The sequence below is a fragment of the Pseudomonas sp. MF6755 genome (assembly GCF_016405635.1).
GTDB classification, from domain to species: Bacteria; Pseudomonadota; Gammaproteobacteria; order Pseudomonadales; family Pseudomonadaceae; genus Aquipseudomonas; species Aquipseudomonas haemolytica.
The window spans coordinates 54,244-69,046 of sequence record NZ_JAEKDA010000019.1 but is presented as its reverse complement, the minus strand read 5'-3'; the positions used below and the strand labels follow the sequence as shown (position 1 = coordinate 69,046).

11 protein-coding genes and 1 riboswitch are annotated in these 14,803 nt (G+C 63.2%); of the genes, 10 read left to right on the top strand and 1 reads right to left on the bottom strand.

The features are described 5' to 3' along the window. The first annotated feature begins 172 nt into the window (after positions 1-172). Positions 173-372: riboswitch (cobalamin riboswitch) on the top strand. Between the two features lie 93 nt (positions 373-465). Genes cobW through JFT66_RS23715 form a run of 4 tightly spaced genes read left to right on the top strand, consistent with a single transcriptional unit; the run spans position 466 to position 6,945 of the window. After that, a complete protein-coding gene (gene cobW, locus JFT66_RS23730; protein ID WP_233097184.1) occupies positions 466-1,527 on the top strand; it encodes a cobalamin biosynthesis protein CobW in 1,062 nt (353 codons plus the stop codon). Between the two features lie 2 nt (positions 1,528-1,529). Continuing rightward, on the top strand, positions 1,530-5,291 hold the full coding sequence (gene cobN / locus JFT66_RS23725) for a cobaltochelatase subunit CobN (RefSeq protein WP_198860296.1): 3,762 nt from the start codon (positions 1,530-1,532) through the stop codon (positions 5,289-5,291). Continuing rightward, positions 5,291-6,289, top strand: coding sequence for an ATP-binding protein (locus JFT66_RS23720; protein ID WP_198860295.1), 999 nt, complete (start codon positions 5,291-5,293; stop codon positions 6,287-6,289). The genes cobN and JFT66_RS23720 overlap by 1 nt, the downstream gene beginning before the upstream one ends. A gap of 53 nt (positions 6,290-6,342) precedes the next feature. Continuing rightward, a complete protein-coding gene (locus JFT66_RS23715; protein ID WP_233097185.1) occupies positions 6,343-6,945 on the top strand; it encodes a vWA domain-containing protein in 603 nt (200 codons plus the stop codon). A 125-nt stretch (positions 6,946-7,070) separates the two neighbouring features. On the opposite strand, the gene JFT66_RS23710 is transcribed toward JFT66_RS23715, so the two are convergent. Further along, the gene (locus JFT66_RS23710) at positions 7,071-8,018 is read right to left on the bottom strand and encodes a DUF1853 family protein (RefSeq protein WP_153838284.1); all 948 of its coding nucleotides are present in this window, start codon (positions 8,016-8,018) and stop codon (positions 7,071-7,073) included. Positions 8,019-8,163: 145 nt separating this feature from the next. Between JFT66_RS23710 and JFT66_RS23705 the strand changes: the two genes are divergently transcribed. From JFT66_RS23705 to pepN, 6 genes are read left to right on the top strand one after another with little or no spacing between them, the layout of a single operon-like run. Then, positions 8,164-9,054: an NAD(+) kinase gene (locus JFT66_RS23705; RefSeq protein ID WP_003217892.1), complete on the top strand. Its 891-nt coding sequence runs from the start codon at positions 8,164-8,166 to the stop codon at positions 9,052-9,054. Then, complete coding sequence (locus tag JFT66_RS23700; protein ID WP_442963613.1) at positions 9,051-10,025, top strand: metallophosphoesterase; 975 nt, start codon at positions 9,051-9,053, stop codon at positions 10,023-10,025. Before JFT66_RS23705 ends, JFT66_RS23700 begins: the two co-directional genes overlap by 4 nt. Beyond that, the gene (locus JFT66_RS23695) at positions 10,022-10,891 is read left to right on the top strand and encodes a rhomboid family intramembrane serine protease (protein ID WP_034119333.1); all 870 of its coding nucleotides are present in this window, start codon (positions 10,022-10,024) and stop codon (positions 10,889-10,891) included. Before JFT66_RS23700 ends, JFT66_RS23695 begins: the two co-directional genes overlap by 4 nt. 14 nt (positions 10,892-10,905) lie before the next feature. Then, positions 10,906-11,166, top strand: coding sequence for a YeaC family protein (locus tag JFT66_RS23690; protein WP_034119332.1), 261 nt, complete (start codon positions 10,906-10,908; stop codon positions 11,164-11,166). Next, a complete protein-coding gene (locus JFT66_RS23685; RefSeq protein WP_034119331.1) occupies positions 11,163-11,993 on the top strand; it encodes a DUF2797 domain-containing protein in 831 nt (276 codons plus the stop codon). Before JFT66_RS23690 ends, JFT66_RS23685 begins: the two co-directional genes overlap by 4 nt. A gap of 13 nt (positions 11,994-12,006) precedes the next feature. After that, the gene (gene pepN / locus JFT66_RS23680) at positions 12,007-14,664 is read left to right on the top strand and encodes an aminopeptidase N (RefSeq protein ID WP_034119330.1); all 2,658 of its coding nucleotides are present in this window, start codon (positions 12,007-12,009) and stop codon (positions 14,662-14,664) included. Positions 14,665-14,803: the final 139 nt, after the last annotated feature.

Sequence of the window (14,803 nt, the reverse complement as noted above, 5' to 3'; positions counted from 1 at the left end):
GAACCACGCATCAATGGCCTTGATGACGTGGCAGAGAGTTGTGGTTTGCGCTGCGCAAATGATTCCTTGAACCGACAAGTAATTTGTTTCAAGTTGATTGGGCCTCGCGTCGTGCAGGTGAGCGCTTCTGTGGCGTGCGAACGATCAATATTGACCGGTTCTCCCGCACTGCGTAGCCTTGCACCCTCGAGGTTCTTCGGCCCAGGTCGAAGCTAAGAAGGGAACGCGGTTCAAGCCGCGGCTGCCCCCGCAACTGTGAAGGGTTCAGTTGACTGCCACGCCACTGCCGAGACGGCGGGAAGGCGCAGTCAGCGTTGGTCGCAAGACCTGCACGCCCCAAGCCAGGAGACCTGCCTCGTCACCGATTTTCCAATTCAACCGGGCGGGGTGATCCGGTGACGAAATCCGCTGCTGCGCGATGCCGCAGGGCCTGTCGTCCCGTATGCCCGCCCCAAAGGGCATCCGATGAAAACACTGGCCAAACTTCCCGTCACCATCGTTACCGGCTTCCTGGGCTCGGGCAAAACCACGTTGCTGCGCCATATGCTCGACAACGCCCAGGGCCGTCGGATTGCGGTGATCGTCAACGAGTTCGGCGAGCTGGGCATTGACGGTGAAATCCTCAAGCAGTGCTCCATCGGTTGCACCGAAGAAGAAGCCAACGGCCGCGTGTACGAACTGGCCAACGGTTGCCTGTGCTGCACCGTGCAGGAGGAATTCTTCCCGGTGATGCGCGAACTGGTTGCCCGTCGCGGTGACCTTGACCATATCCTCATCGAAACCTCGGGCCTGGCCCTGCCAAAGCCACTGGTACAAGCCTTCCAGTGGCCGGAAATCCGCAGCGCCTGCACAGTCGATGCGGTGATCACCGTGGTCGACAGCCCGGCCGTGGCCGCTGGTACGTTCGCCGCGTTTCCGGATCAGGTCGATGCCCAGCGCAAACTCGACCCGAACCTGGACCACGAGTCGCCGTTGCACGAACTGTTCGCCGATCAACTGGCCAGCGCCGACCTGGTGATCCTCAACAAAGCCGACCTGATCAGTGCCGAAGACCTGGCCCGCGTGCGCCTGGAAGTCGCCGAAGAGCTGCCGCCGGCGGTGAAGGTCATCGAAGCCAGCAGCGGTCGCCTGCCCCTGGACGTGCTGATTGGCCTGGGCGCCGGGTCTGAGGAACACATTGATGCACGCCACAGCCATCACGATCACCATCACGAGGGTGAGGACGACCACGATCATGATGCCTTCGATTCCATCTCCATCAACCTGCCCCAAGCCGACGAAGCCGTACTGCTCGAGGCCTTGACGCAATTGGTTGTCCAGCACGGCATTCTGCGTATCAAAGGCTTCGCCGCGATCCCGAACAAGCCGATGCGCCTGCTGATCCAGGGCGTGGGCACGCGCTTCGACAAGCACTTCGACCGTGCCTGGGGCGCCGATGAAGCGCGGACCACGCGCCTGGTGCTGATCGGCCAGGAACTGGATGCCGCTGGCCTTGAAGCGCAATTGCGCGCCGCCCTCAGCGTTTAACCATGCACCTGCTCAGGACCCAACCCGGTGGTTTCGTCGCGGACGACAATATTGCCGACCTTGGCCAAACCCCCGCTGAACTGGTGATCCTGTGCAGCGGCGATTCCAGCCTGGCGCTGCTCGCCGAAGCGGCGCAGCAGTTGCCCTTGGATTACCCCAGCCTGCGCCTGGCCAACCCGATGCAGGTGCAGAACCACGCCTCGGTCGACCTGTACGTTGATGAGGTGTTGCGCCACGCCAAGGTCATCCTGATTTCCCTGCACGGTGGCATTGGTTATTGGCGCTATGGCATCGAGCGTCTGGTGGAGCTGGCCGAACGCGGCGTCACCCTGATCCTGGTGCCGGGGGATGATCGCCCGGACCCGGAGCTCAGTGGCCTGAGCACCGTTGATGCCGAACAGCGCGAGCGGCTGTGGCACTTTTTGCGCCAGGGTGGCCTGGGCAATGCGCTGGATTTTTATCACTGCCTGGCCAGTGCCCATTTGGGCCGCGACTATGCCTGGGCGGAGCCGCAAACCCTGCCGCGTACGGCGATCTATCACCCCAATAAAGCCAATGCCCGCCTCAATGACTGGCAGGCCGATTGGCGCGCCGATTGCCCGGTGGCCGCGGTGCTGTTCTACCGCTCCCACTTGCAGGCGGCCAATACCGGTTTTATCGATGTTTTTTGCCAGCGCTTGCAGGCCGCGGGCCTTAACCCGTTGCCCATCGCGGTGGCCAGTTTGAAAGAGCCCGGTTGCCTCACGGTGGTCGAGGACCTGCTCGACGACGTGGACGCTGCGGTGATCCTCAACACCACGGGTTTCGCCCAATCCAGCCCCGAAGCGCCGCACCTGCGCCCGTTTCGGCGCAATATCCCGGTAATCCAGGCGATCTGCGCCCAGGATAACCAGCCCGGATGGCAGGCCAGCGATCAGGGGCTCGGCCCCCGCGACCTGGCGATGCATATTGCCTTGCCGGAACTGGATGGGCGCATCATCAGCCGGCCCATCAGTTTCAAAGACCTGGCCTGGCGCAGCGAGCGCAGCCAGTCGGACGTGGTGTGCTACCGCGCAGCGCCTGAGCGCATGGATTTTGTCGCTGAACTGGCGCGGCGCTGGGTCGACCTGGCCCGGGTGCCGAATGCTGAAAAACGCATCGCCCTGATCCTCGCCAATTACCCGACCCGCGACGGTCGCATCGGTAACGGTGTGGGGCTAGACACGCCGGCGGCGGCGCTGAATATCCTGCGTGCCCTGCAAGCCGAAGGCTATCCGGTGGCGCAGCTGCTTCCCGACAGTGGCACCGCGCTAATCCATACGTTGCTCGGCGGCGTCACCAACGACCTCGACAGCCTCGACCTGCGCCCCTGCCATCAAAGCCTGGGCCTGCAGGATTACCAGGCGATGTTCGATCGCCTGCCGGAGTCCAATCGCGAGGCCGTGCTGGAACGTTGGGGCACCCCACAAAACGATCCTATGTTTCGCGACGGTCGCATGATGATCGCCGGCCTGCGCCTGGGCCTGACCTTCGTCGGCATCCAGCCGGCCCGGGGTTACCAAGTGGACGCCAGTGCGGTGTACCACGACCCGGACCTGGTGCCGCCCCACGGCTACCTGGCGTTTTACTTCTGGCTGCGCCACACCTACGGCGCCCATGGCGTGATCCATGTGGGCAAGCACGGCAACCTGGAGTGGTTGCCGGGCAAAGGCGTGGGCCTGTCGCAAAACTGCTGGCCGGATGTGTTGCTGGGGCCTTTGCCGAATATCTACCCGTTTATCGTCAACGACCCGGGCGAGGGCGCCCAGGCCAAGCGGCGCACCCAGGCGGTGATCATCGACCATCTGATGCCGCCACTGACCCGCGCTGAAACCTACGGCCCGCTGCGTAACCTGGAGCTGTTGGCCGACGAGTACTACGAAGCACAATTGCTCGACCCGCGCCGCGCCCTTGAGTTGCAAAAAGACATTCTCAAGCTGGTGCGCGAAACACGCATCGACCAGGAACTGGAACTGGACGGCGAGGCTGACGCCGACATTTGGTTGCCGCGCCTGGACACCTACCTGTGTGACTTGAAGGAGTCGCAGATCCGCGACGGCCTGCATATCTTTGGCGAGTCGCCCGAAGGTCGCCTGCGCATCGACACCTTGCTGGCGCTGCTGCGCATTCCCCGTGGCGATGGCCGTGGCCCGCAATCGAGCCTGCTGCGGGTGCTGGCCAAGGCATTCGACCTGGGTTTTGACCCGCTCGATTGCGCACTGGCCGAGCCGTGGACGGGGCGGCGCCCGTTGGTGCTGCAAAAGATTGATGGGCAGTTGTGGCGCACCGCCGGCGATACCCGCGAGCGCTTGGAGCTGTACGCGGCGCGTTTGATCGAGCAAGCGCTGGAAGGCCCCATCGAGCAATTGGAGGAGCCCGGCTGGGAGGACGTGAAGTCGGTCATCGAAAGCCTGCGCATTGTCGTGGCGCCACGCCTGGATGCCTGCGGCCCGGCGGAAATGTGCGGTTTGCTGGATGCCTTGAATGGGCGCTTTGTGCCGGCAGGGCCCAGCGGTGCGCCAAGCCGCGGGCGTCTGGATGTACTGCCGACAGGGCGAAATTTCTTCACTGTAGACGTGCGCAATCTGCCAACCACCACGGCCTGGCGCATCGGCTTTCAATCGGCCAATCTGATTCTTGAACGTCACCTGCAAGACCACGGTGACCATTTGCGCCAACTCGGCCTGTCGGTCTGGGGCACGGCGACCATGCGTACTGGCGGCGACGATATCGCCCAGGCCATGGCGCTGATGGGCGTGCGCCCGGTATGGGCCACCGGCAGCCAGCGGGTGGATGATTTTGAAATCCTGCCGATCAGCTTGCTCGACCGCCCACGTGTCGATGTGACCCTGCGCGTTTCCGGGTTCTTTCGCGACGCCTTCGCCAACCTGATCCGCCTGTTCGATGCGGCGGTGCAGGCGGTGGCGGCCCTGGACGAACCGGACGACATGAACCCGCTGGCCGCCAAGGTGCGCAGCGAGCGCCATGCGCTACTTGAGTCGGGGCTGGACGCAGAGGCCGCGGCGAAACAGGCCGGCTGGCGCATCTTCGGCGCCAAGCCGGGCGCCTATGGCGCGGGTGTGCAGGGCGCGATTGATGGGCGCCTGTGGCAAAGCCGTGAAGACTTGGCCGAGGTCTACCTGAACTGGGGCGGCTATGCCTATGGCGGCTCCGACGAGGGCACCGCCGCCCGCGAGCAATTCGCCCAGCGCTTGAGCCAGGTGCAGGCGGTAGTGCAGAACCAGGACAATCGCGAGCACGACCTGCTCGATTCCAACGACTACTACCAGTTCCAGGGTGGCATGCTCGCCGCCGTGGAAACCCTGAGCGGTGACAAGGTCGCCAGCTATCATGGCGACCATAGCCAGCCAGACCTGCCCAGAATCCGCACCTTGAAGGAAGAGCTGAACCGGGTGATCCGTGCCCGCGCCGCCAACCCCAAATGGATCGAAGGCGTGAAGCGCCATGGCTATAAAGGCGCATTCGAGATGGCCGCGACCGTGGATAACCTGTTCGCGTTCGACGCCACGACCGCGCTGATCGATGATCATCAATATGCACTGCTGGCCGATGCCTACCTGCTCGACCCTGACACCCGGGCCTTTGTGCAACAGCACAACCCCGACGCCTTGCGCGACATGACCGAACGCATGCTCGAAGCCCAGCAGCGTGGCATGTGGCAGGAGCCGGGGGCGTATCGCGACGCATTGGAAAACCTGTTGCTGGATATAGAAGAAGACAGCTGATGACTGATATTCCCCATTTTCCGCTGTCCGCTGTGGTCGGCGCCGACGACCTGAAACTGGCGTTGTGCCTGACCGCCATCGACCCCAGGATCGGCGGTGTGCTGATCGAAGGGCCGCGCGGCATGGCCAAGTCGACCCTGGCCCGTGGCCTGGCAGACCTGTTGGCCAGCGGGCAGTTCGTCACCTTGCCCCTGGGCGCGACCGAAGAGCGCCTGGTCGGCACCTTGGACCTGGATGCCGCGCTCGGCGAGGGCCGTGCACAATTTTCTCCCGGCGTGTTGGCCAAGGCTGACGGGGGTGTGTTGTATGTGGATGAAGTCAACCTGCTCGCGGACCACTTGGTGGACCTGCTGCTGGACGTGGCCGCCAGCGGCACCAACCTGATCGAGCGTGACGGCATTTCCCATCGGCATTCGGCGCGCTTTGTGCTGATCGGCACCATGAACCCGGAAGAGGGCGAGCTGCGCCCGCAGTTACTCGACCGCTTCGGCTTCAATGTGGCGTTGAGCGGGCAGACCTTGCCCGCCGAGCGCGGGCAGATCATCCGCCGTCGCCTGGATTTCGACAATGATCCGGCCGCGTTCTGCGCGCAGTGGGCTGAACCCCAGTCCGCCTTGCGCGAGCGCTGCACCCAGGCGCGAGCACGGCTCGATAGCATTGAGTTGGATGACCCTGCGCTGGCGCGGATCACCGAGCGCTGCTTTGCGGCCGGTGTCGATGGCCTGCGCGCCGACCTCGTCTGGCTGCGTGGCGCCCGCGCCCATGCCGCGTGGCGCGGCGCGGCAGCCATCGGCGAGGAAGATATCGAAGCGGTGGCCGAGTTTGCCTTGCGCCACCGCCGTCAGCAGCAAACGCCACCGGCCGCGCCGCCGAGTGAAGGGCAGTCGTCGAAACCTTCTGAGACCTCACCCGGCCAAGGCCAATGGGGCGATATGCCCGCACCGGCCTTGCCCATGGGCGAACGCCGCGATGTGCCGGCCTGGCCAAAAAAGCCCTAGGCATTCGCCCCCGACCTGACGCGGGGGCGAATGCCCGGCCCCAGGCGGGGCGACTGGACAACGGCAGGCAAGGCAAGGCGCGCAGCGCGCAGCAGGGTTCGATCGATTGGCCGGGCACGTTGCTCGGTGGCCGGCCGCAATGCCGTGCAGATGTGCTGTTCCACCTGCGTAGCCGTTCGGCCCCTGAACTGTGGCTGGTGATTGTCGATGCCTCGGCGTCCACCCGACGCCATCGTGCGTTGACCGATGCCAAGGGGTTGTTGGCCCAGTTGTTTGACGATGCGTATCGGCAACGGGCGCGCATGGCGTTACTCACGGCCAGTGGGCGCTCGCCCAAATGGCAGGTGCAGGGGCTCAAGGCCGCCAAGGGCTTGGCGGGCTGGCTGGATCAACTGGGCGCGGGCGGTGGCACGCCGTTGCTGGCGGCGTTGAACGAGGCCGGGCATTGGCTGGCGGCGCGGCGCAAGCGCTATCCCGGCGAGCAACAGCAGTTGCTGGTGGTGACTGATGGGCGGCTCAAGGCGATCGGCGCGGTACCGCGATTGGAGTGCCCAGGGATGTTGGTGGATATCGAGCGTGGGCCGATCAGGTTGGGGCGGGCCCAGGAATTAGCTGCCGGGTTGCAGCTCGATTATCGGCATATCGATAAGCTGTAGCGTCTGGGCCATTGCCTTCGCGAGCAAGCCCGCTCCCACATTTAACCGCATTCCAAAGGGTGTACTTGGTTAAGTGTGGGAGCGGGCTTGCTCGCGAAGAGGCCCTTATCAACAGTACAAAAGTGTCAGCCCGCCCCAGGCACATTCGGCCAAAGATCCGCCACCAGAAACAGTCTCTCCGCCTCTTCCCAATCCTCACCGGCCTGCACCATCCGCACCAGCAACTGCGCGGGTGCCATCGGGTCCAGTTGCGCCAGCCAGCCCTGCATCTGCGCGTCACTCCACACCTCATCCGCCGGGTAATGCGCCGGCGCCAGCCAGGCATGGCGGGGCAGGGGTTGCCAGCGGCCGGCTGGGCGGGTGCTGACAAAATCCTGCCAATCACGCTGGTGCAACCAGCGCCCGCGCAAATGCTGCGGATGGGCGCCGAGCGGGGGTTGCGCCGCGCCGGGCCAGGGGTAGAGCAGGTAACCGCCGAGCCACAAATGTGCATCGAACGCTTGGATATCCAGCGCTGCCAAGGCTTCGCGACTTTCGGCCCGCGCCGAAATCGGCAGTTGGTGCTGGGCCAGGTGTGCCAGCTTGCGGTCCAGCCGGTCATGGCACCCAGGGCCGAGCCATTGCGCGGCGTCTTCGCCATCGCCGTCCTGCGGGCCCAGGTAGAGCTTGATCGCCAGTTCCAGGTGGTGCACGCCATCGCGGTCGCGCAGCAGCATGTCCAGCTCGCCCAGGGTATGCCCGGCCCGGCGGATCGGCAGGTTGGCCGCCAGTAACTCCACGCCCGGCGCATGCTGCACGGCAAACTGCCACAAACGTTCGTAGTAGAGGCCCAGGCGCCGCGTGCGCGACAGGCTCAGCCACTGCTGCAAGGCGCTGCTGTCGCGGTCCAGCTGGCGTAGCCAGGCTTCGAGCAGGTGGGGCGCCTGCACCCAGTCACTGCCGGCCAGCGGGTGGCGTTGCGGCCACGGCGTCTGCGCCAGCATCGGCGGGGCGAGCATCACCCACGCCAGGTCGCGCACCTCGGGGTGGCGCAATTGACGGGGCAGGGCGTGCAAGTCAGGGAACACGGTCATGGTCCGAGCATAGCCTTTTCAACCGGGTGAGGGTGCTTGAGAACCATTGTCATCAAGGCTTGGCGGCGACAAAGGATTTTGCCTGAGACGGCCTTTCGCCCATAATCGTTCTTTTTGCCACACCCCAAAACCCCGCAGGAGCCCCATGGAGCAATTTCGCAATATCGGCATTATCGGTCGCCTGGGCAGTACCCAGGTGTTGGACACCGTCCGCCGGCTGAAGAAGTTTCTGCTCGAGCGCCACCTGCATGTGATCCTCGAAGACACCATCGCCGAAATCCTCCCGGGCCATGGCCTGCAAACCTCGTCGCGCAAGATGCTCGGCGAAGTGTGTGACATGGTCATCGTGGTCGGCGGCGATGGCAGCCTGCTCGGTGCCGCCCGGGCGCTGGCGCGGCATAACGTGCCGGTGCTGGGGATCAACCGCGGCAGCCTGGGGTTTCTCACCGATATCCGCCCCGATGAGCTGGAAGTCGAAGTGGCCAAGGTGCTTGATGGCCATTACCTGGTGGAGAACCGCTTCCTGCTGCAAGCCGAAGTGCGTCGCCATGGCGAGGCCATCGGCCAGGGCGACGCCCTCAACGATGTGGTGCTGCACCCGGGCAAGTCCACGCGGATGATCGAGTTCGAGTTGTATATCGACGGCCAGTTCGTGTGCAGCCAGAAGGCCGACGGCCTGATCGTCGCCACGCCCACCGGCTCTACTGCTTACGCGCTGTCGGCGGGTGGCCCGATCATGCATCCCAAGCTCGATGCCATTGTGATCGTGCCGATGTACCCCCATATGTTGTCCAGCCGGCCGATTGTGGTCGATGGCAACAGTGAGCTGAAAATCGTGGTGTCCAAAGACATGCAGATCTACCCGCAAGTCTCCTGCGACGGGCAGAACCATTTCACCTGCGCCCCCGGTGACACCATCACCGTGAGCAAGAAGGCACAGAAGTTGCGCTTGATCCACCCGCTGGATCACAACTACTACGAAGTGTGCCGCACCAAGCTGGGCTGGGGCAGCCGCTTGGGGGGTGGAGGCGACTGATGCTCGATCCCGCGCGTAGCTACGACCTGATTGGTGACGTGCACGGTTGCGCTCATACCCTTGAGCACTTGCTCGACCAATTGGGTTACCACAAGCAGGGCGGCACCTGGCGCCACCCGTCACGCATGGCGGTGTTCCTCGGCGATATCATCGACCGTGGCCCGCGCATCCGCGAGGCGTTGCATATCGTCCACGACATGGCCGAGGCCGACCAGGCGCTGTGCATCATGGGCAACCACGAGTTCAACGCCCTGGGCTGGTCCACCCCGGCACCGCCCGGCAGTGGCAAGCAGTTCGTGCGCGAGCACAACCCACGGCATGCGCGGTTGATCCACGAGACCCTGACCCAGTTCGAACACCACCCGGCCGACTGGCACGACTTCCTCGGCTGGTTCTACGACATGCCGCTGTTTGTCGATGCCGGGCGTTTCCGCGTGGTGCATGCGTGCTGGGACGAGGGCTTTATCCAGCCGCTGCGCGCGACCTTCCCGGACGGCTGCATCGACCAGCACTTCCTGCAAGCCGCCGCCGTACCGGGCAGTTTCGCCTGCAACGCCTTCGACCGTCTGTTGCGCGGCACCGATATGCGCCTGCCCGACGGCCTTACCCTGACCGGTGGCGATGGCCTGACGCGCTCGTTCTTCCGCACTAAATTCTGGGAAGACGACCCCAAGACCTACGGCGATATCGTGTTCCAGCCCGACGCCTTGCCAGAGCCGGTGGCGCGCACGCCATTGTCTTCCACGGAAAAGAATTCCCTGCTGCGTTATGGCGTCGATGAACCCTTGTTGTTCGTCGGCCACTACTGGCGCAGCGGCAAACCGGCGCCGATCCGCCCGAACCTGGCCTGCCTGGACTACAGCGCAGTGCTGTACGGCAAGTTGGTGGCGTATCGGCTGGACCAGGAAACCCAACTGGATCCGCGTAAATTCGTATGGGTCGACGTTGAGCGGCCCGAGGTTATCAAATGAGTACCGTGGCCGTTTTGCGCTTGCCCCTGAGCGTCGACCTGGGCGGTTTTGTCAAACTGCTGCAACGCATGCAAGTGCCCCATCGCGTTAGTGAAGAGGCGGGTGAGCAAGTGTTGTGGGTGCCCGAGAGCATCAGCGACGATGTGCGCGTGTTGTATCAGCGCTTTCCTGCAGGCGACCCGGATCAGCAACTGGATATTCCCGAACAGGCGCCGGTTGCGCGGCCAAGCTTTGTCCAGCAGGTGCGTCACAGTCCGGTCACGGCGCTGGTGCTGCTGGCCAGCCTGATCGTCGGTGCTGTGACCTTGCTCGGCGAAAACCTGCAAGCCATGGCCTGGCTGACCTTCCTGCCGTTCCGGGTGCTGGGCGAGTACATCCAGTTCACACCGCTTGCCGACACGTTGGCATCGGGGCAGTGGTGGCGCCTGGTCACGCCGATGCTGATCCACTTCGGCATCCTGCACCTGGCCATGAACGGCATGTGGTACTGGGAACTGGGCCGGCGCATTGAAGCGCGCCAGGGCAGTATCAACCTGCTGGGCTTGACCCTGTTGTTCAGCCTGGTCTCCAACTATGCTCAATACGCCTATGGCGGCCCCGGCCTGTTTGGCGGTTTGTCCGGCGTGCTGTATGGCCTGCTCGGGCATTGCTGGATCTTCCAATTATTGTCGCCCAACCCAGCCTATCGCCTGCCCCGTGGGGTGCTGGTGATGATGCTGGTGTGGTTGTTGCTCTGCCTGTCGGGGCTGGTCTCGATGATCGGCTTCGGCGAAATCGCCAACGCGGCCCACGTGGGCGGCTTGGTCATCGGTTGCTTGACGGGTTTGCTCGGTGGTTTGTACAACCGTCGCAAAGCGTCTATTTGATAAGGAAGAGCCTTATGTCCTCTTTTGCTGAAATGATTGAAAACATCACCCCGGACATCTACGAGAGCCTCAAGCTCGCGGTGGAAATCGGCAAGTGGTCCGATGGCCGCAAGCTCACCGCCGAGCAGCGCGAGCTGTCCTTGCAGGCGGTGATCGCCTGGGAAATCCAGAACTTGCCCGAAGATCAGCGCACCGGCTACATGGGCCCGCAGGAATGCGCCTCCAAGTCGACTCCGGTGCCGAACATCCTGTTCAAGTCGGATGCGATCCATTGATTGAAATTGGTCGCGGTGCAGTCAGCAAAATGTCGGCGCAACTCGGTGAGCCGACCGTTCAATACGCTTTTCGCCTGGGCGATACCGAGGTGCCGGTCAACCCCTTGATCGGCACCCATGTGCGCCTGGAGTACCTGGGGGCCATTCATTGCAGCCATTGCGGGCGCAAAACCAAGACCAGTTTCAGCCAGGGGTATTGCTACCCGTGCATGACCAAGCTGGCCCAGTGCGACCTATGCATCATGAGCCCCGAGCGTTGCCATTACGACGCCGGCACCTGCCGTGACCCGGGCTGGGGCGAAACATTCTGCATGACCGACCATGTGGTGTACCTGGCCAATTCGTCGGGGGTCAAGGTCGGCATCACCCGCGCCACCCAGTTGCCCACCCGTTGGTTGGACCAGGGCGCCAGCCAGGCGCTGCCGATCATGCGTGTCGCCACGCGCCAGCAGTCTGGCTTCGTCGAAGATCTGTTCCGCAGCCAGGTGGCCGACAAGACCAATTGGCGCGCCTTGCTCAAGGGGGACGCGCAGTCCGTGGACCTCAAGCAGGTGCGTGATGACCTGTTCGCTTCCTGTGCCGAAGGCTTGCTGGGTTTGCAGGAGCGCTTTGGCCTGCAAGCCATCCAGACCATTGCCGACATCGAGCCGATTGAAATCCGCTACCCGGTCGAGCAGTATCCGACCAAGATCGTCAGCTTCAACCTGGACAAGAACCCGATTGCCGAAGGCACGCTGCTGGGGATCAAGGGCCAATACCTGATCTTCGACACCGGCGTTATCAACATTCGTAAATACACGGCTTACCAGCTCGCCGTGCATCAGTAGAAGGATCCCACGCATGCGCACCGAACAACCGAAGATGATCTACCTTAAGGACTATCAGGCGCCGGACTACCTGATCGACGAGACGCACCTGACCTTCGAGTTGTTCGAGGACCACAGCCTGGTCCACGCGCAGTTGGTGATGCGCCGCAACCCTGAGCGCGGCGCCGGCCTGCCGCCGCTGGTGCTCGATGGCCAGCAGCTTGAGCTGTTGAGCGTGAACCTGGCCGACCAGGAACTGACGGACGCTGACTACCAGTTGACCGACAGCCACCTGACACTGCAGCCAAAAAGTGAGACGTTCACCCTCGACACCACGGTCAAGATCCACCCGGAAACCAACACCGCCCTGGAAGGCTTGTATAAATCCAGCGGCATGTTCTGCACCCAGTGCGAGGCCGAAGGCTTTCGCAAGATCACTTATTACCTCGACCGCCCGGACGTGATGAGCGTCTTCACCACCACGGTGATCGCCGAGCAACACAGCTACCCGGTGCTGCTTTCCAACGGTAACCCGATTGCCAGCGGCCCCGGTGAAGACGGCCGTCACTGGGCGACCTGGGAAGACCCGTTCAAGAAACCGGCCTATCTGTTTGCCTTGGTGGCCGGTGACCTGTGGTGCGTCGAAGACAGCTTCACCACCATGACCCATCGTGAAGTAGCGCTGCGCATCTACGTCGAACCGGAAAACATCGACAAGTGCCAGCACGCCATGACCAGCCTGAAAAAATCCATGCGCTGGGATGAAGAAACCTACGGCCGTGAGTACGACCTCGACATCTTCATGATCGTGGCGGTCAACGACTTCAACATGGGCGCCATGGAGAACAAGGGCCTCAACATCTTCAACTCCAGCGCCGTGCTGGCCCGCGCCGAAACTGCCACCGACGCCGCTCACCAGCGTGTCGAGGCCATCGTCGCCCACGAGTACTTCCACAACTGGTCGGGCAACCGCGTGACCTGCCGCGACTGGTTCCAGCTGTCGCTCAAGGAAGGCTTCACCGTGTTCCGTGACTCCGGCTTCTCCGCCGACATGAACTCGGCCACGGTCAAGCGCATCCAGGACGTTGCGTACCTGCGTACACACCAGTTCGCTGAAGACGCCGGCCCTATGGCCCACGCGGTACGCCCGGACAGCTTTATCGAGATTTCCAACTTCTACACCCTGACCGTATACGAAAAAGGCTCGGAAGTGGTCGGTATGATCCACACCTTGCTCGGCGCCGAAGGCTTCCGCAAAGGCAGCGACCTGTACTTCGAACGCCATGACGGCCAGGCCGTGACCTGCGATGACTTCATCAAGGCCATGGAAGATGCCAACGGCGCCGACCTCAGCCAGTTCAAACGCTGGTACAGCCAGGCCGGTACGCCGCGTCTGGCGGTCAGTGAGTCCTACGACGCCGCGGCCAAGACCTACAGCCTGACCTTCCGCCAGAGCTGCCCGGCAACCCCGGACAAGGTCGAAAAACTGCCGTTCGTGATTCCGGTGGCACTGGGCTTGCTGGACGGGCAGGGCGCGGGTATCGCCTTGCGCCTGGCCGGTGAAGCGAGCGCTGGCGGCACATCCCGGGTGATCTCGGTGACTGAAGCCGAGCAGACGTTTACCTTCGTCGATGTTGCCGAAAAGCCCTTGCCTTCGTTGCTGCGTGGCTTCTCGGCGCCGGTGAAACTGAGCTTCCCTTACAACCGCGACCAACTGATGTTCCTGATGCAGCACGACAGTGACGGGTTCAACCGTTGGGACGCTGGCCAGCAACTGTCGGTGCAAGTGCTGCAGGAGCTGATCGGCCAGCATCAGGCGGGCCAGCCGCTGAAGCTGGATCAACGCCTGATCGACGCGCTGCGTTCGGTATTGAGCGACGAAAGCCTGGATCAGGCCATGGTCGCGGAAATGCTTTCGCTGCCGAGTGAAGCCTACCTGACCGAAATCAGCGAAGTGGCGGATGTGGACGCCATCCACGCCGCCCGCGAGTTTGCCCGCAAGCAACTGGCCGACAACCTGTTCGAAGGGCTGTGGCTGCGTTACCAGGCCAATCGTGACCTGTCCAAGCAAACGCCCTACGTCGCAGAAGCCGAGCACTTTGCCCGTCGCGCCTTGCAGAATATTGCGCTGTCCTACCTGATGCTCAGCGGCAAGCCCGAAGTGTTGGCGGCCACCCTGGATCAGTTTGATACCAGCGACAACATGACCGAACGCCTGACCGCCCTGGCGGTGCTGGTGAACTCGCCGTTCGAGGCGGAAAAAGCCCAGGCGTTGGCGGTGTTTGCCGAGAATTTCAAGGACAACCCGTTGGTCATGGACCAGTGGTTCAGCGTACAGGCAGGCAGCACGTTGCCGGGCGGGCTGGCACGGGTCAAGGCGTTGATGGAGCATCCGGCGTTTACCATCAAGAACCCGAACAAGGTGCGCGCATTGGTTGGCGCGTTTGCCGGGCAGAATCTGGTCAACTTCCATGCGGCGGATGGCTCAGGTTATCGCTTCCTGGCGGACCTGGTGATCCAGCTCAATACCCTGAACCCGCAGATCGCCTCACGCCAACTGGCGCCGCTGACGCGCTGGCGCAAGTACGATGGTGCGCGCCAGGCGCTGATGAAAGCGGAACTGGAGCGCATTCGGGCGTGTGGTGAGCTGTCCAGCGATGTGTTTGAGGTGGTTAGCAAGAGCCTGGCGTAAGTTGGGGGGACCGCCGACGGCTATTGCGCGGGTGGTCTTCAATCCAAATGTGGGAGGGGGCTTGCTCCCGATAGCGGTGTATCAGTCAATGTACTGGTTGGCTGAACCACTGCTGTCGGGAGCAAGCCCCCTCCCACAT

Bases quoted from the DNA above. Each gene is read 5' to 3' on its own strand.
- cobW (WP_233097184.1), top strand. From the start codon at position 466: ATGAAAACACTGGCCAAACTTCCCGTCACCATCGTTACCGGCTTCCTG.
- cobN (WP_198860296.1), top strand. From the start codon at position 1,530: ATGCACCTGCTCAGGACCCAACCCGGTGGTTTCGTCGCGGACGACAAT.
- JFT66_RS23720 (WP_198860295.1), top strand. From the start codon at position 5,291: ATGACTGATATTCCCCATTTTCCGCTGTCCGCTGTGGTCGGCGCCGAC.
- JFT66_RS23710 (WP_153838284.1), bottom strand. From the start codon at position 8,018: ATGACCGTGTTCCCTGACTTGCACGCCCTGCCCCGTCAATTGCGCCAC.
- JFT66_RS23705 (WP_003217892.1), top strand. From the start codon at position 8,164: ATGGAGCAATTTCGCAATATCGGCATTATCGGTCGCCTGGGCAGTACC.
- JFT66_RS23695 (WP_034119333.1), top strand. From the start codon at position 10,022: ATGAGTACCGTGGCCGTTTTGCGCTTGCCCCTGAGCGTCGACCTGGGC.
- JFT66_RS23690 (WP_034119332.1), top strand. From the start codon at position 10,906: ATGTCCTCTTTTGCTGAAATGATTGAAAACATCACCCCGGACATCTAC.
- pepN (WP_034119330.1), top strand. From the start codon at position 12,007: ATGCGCACCGAACAACCGAAGATGATCTACCTTAAGGACTATCAGGCG.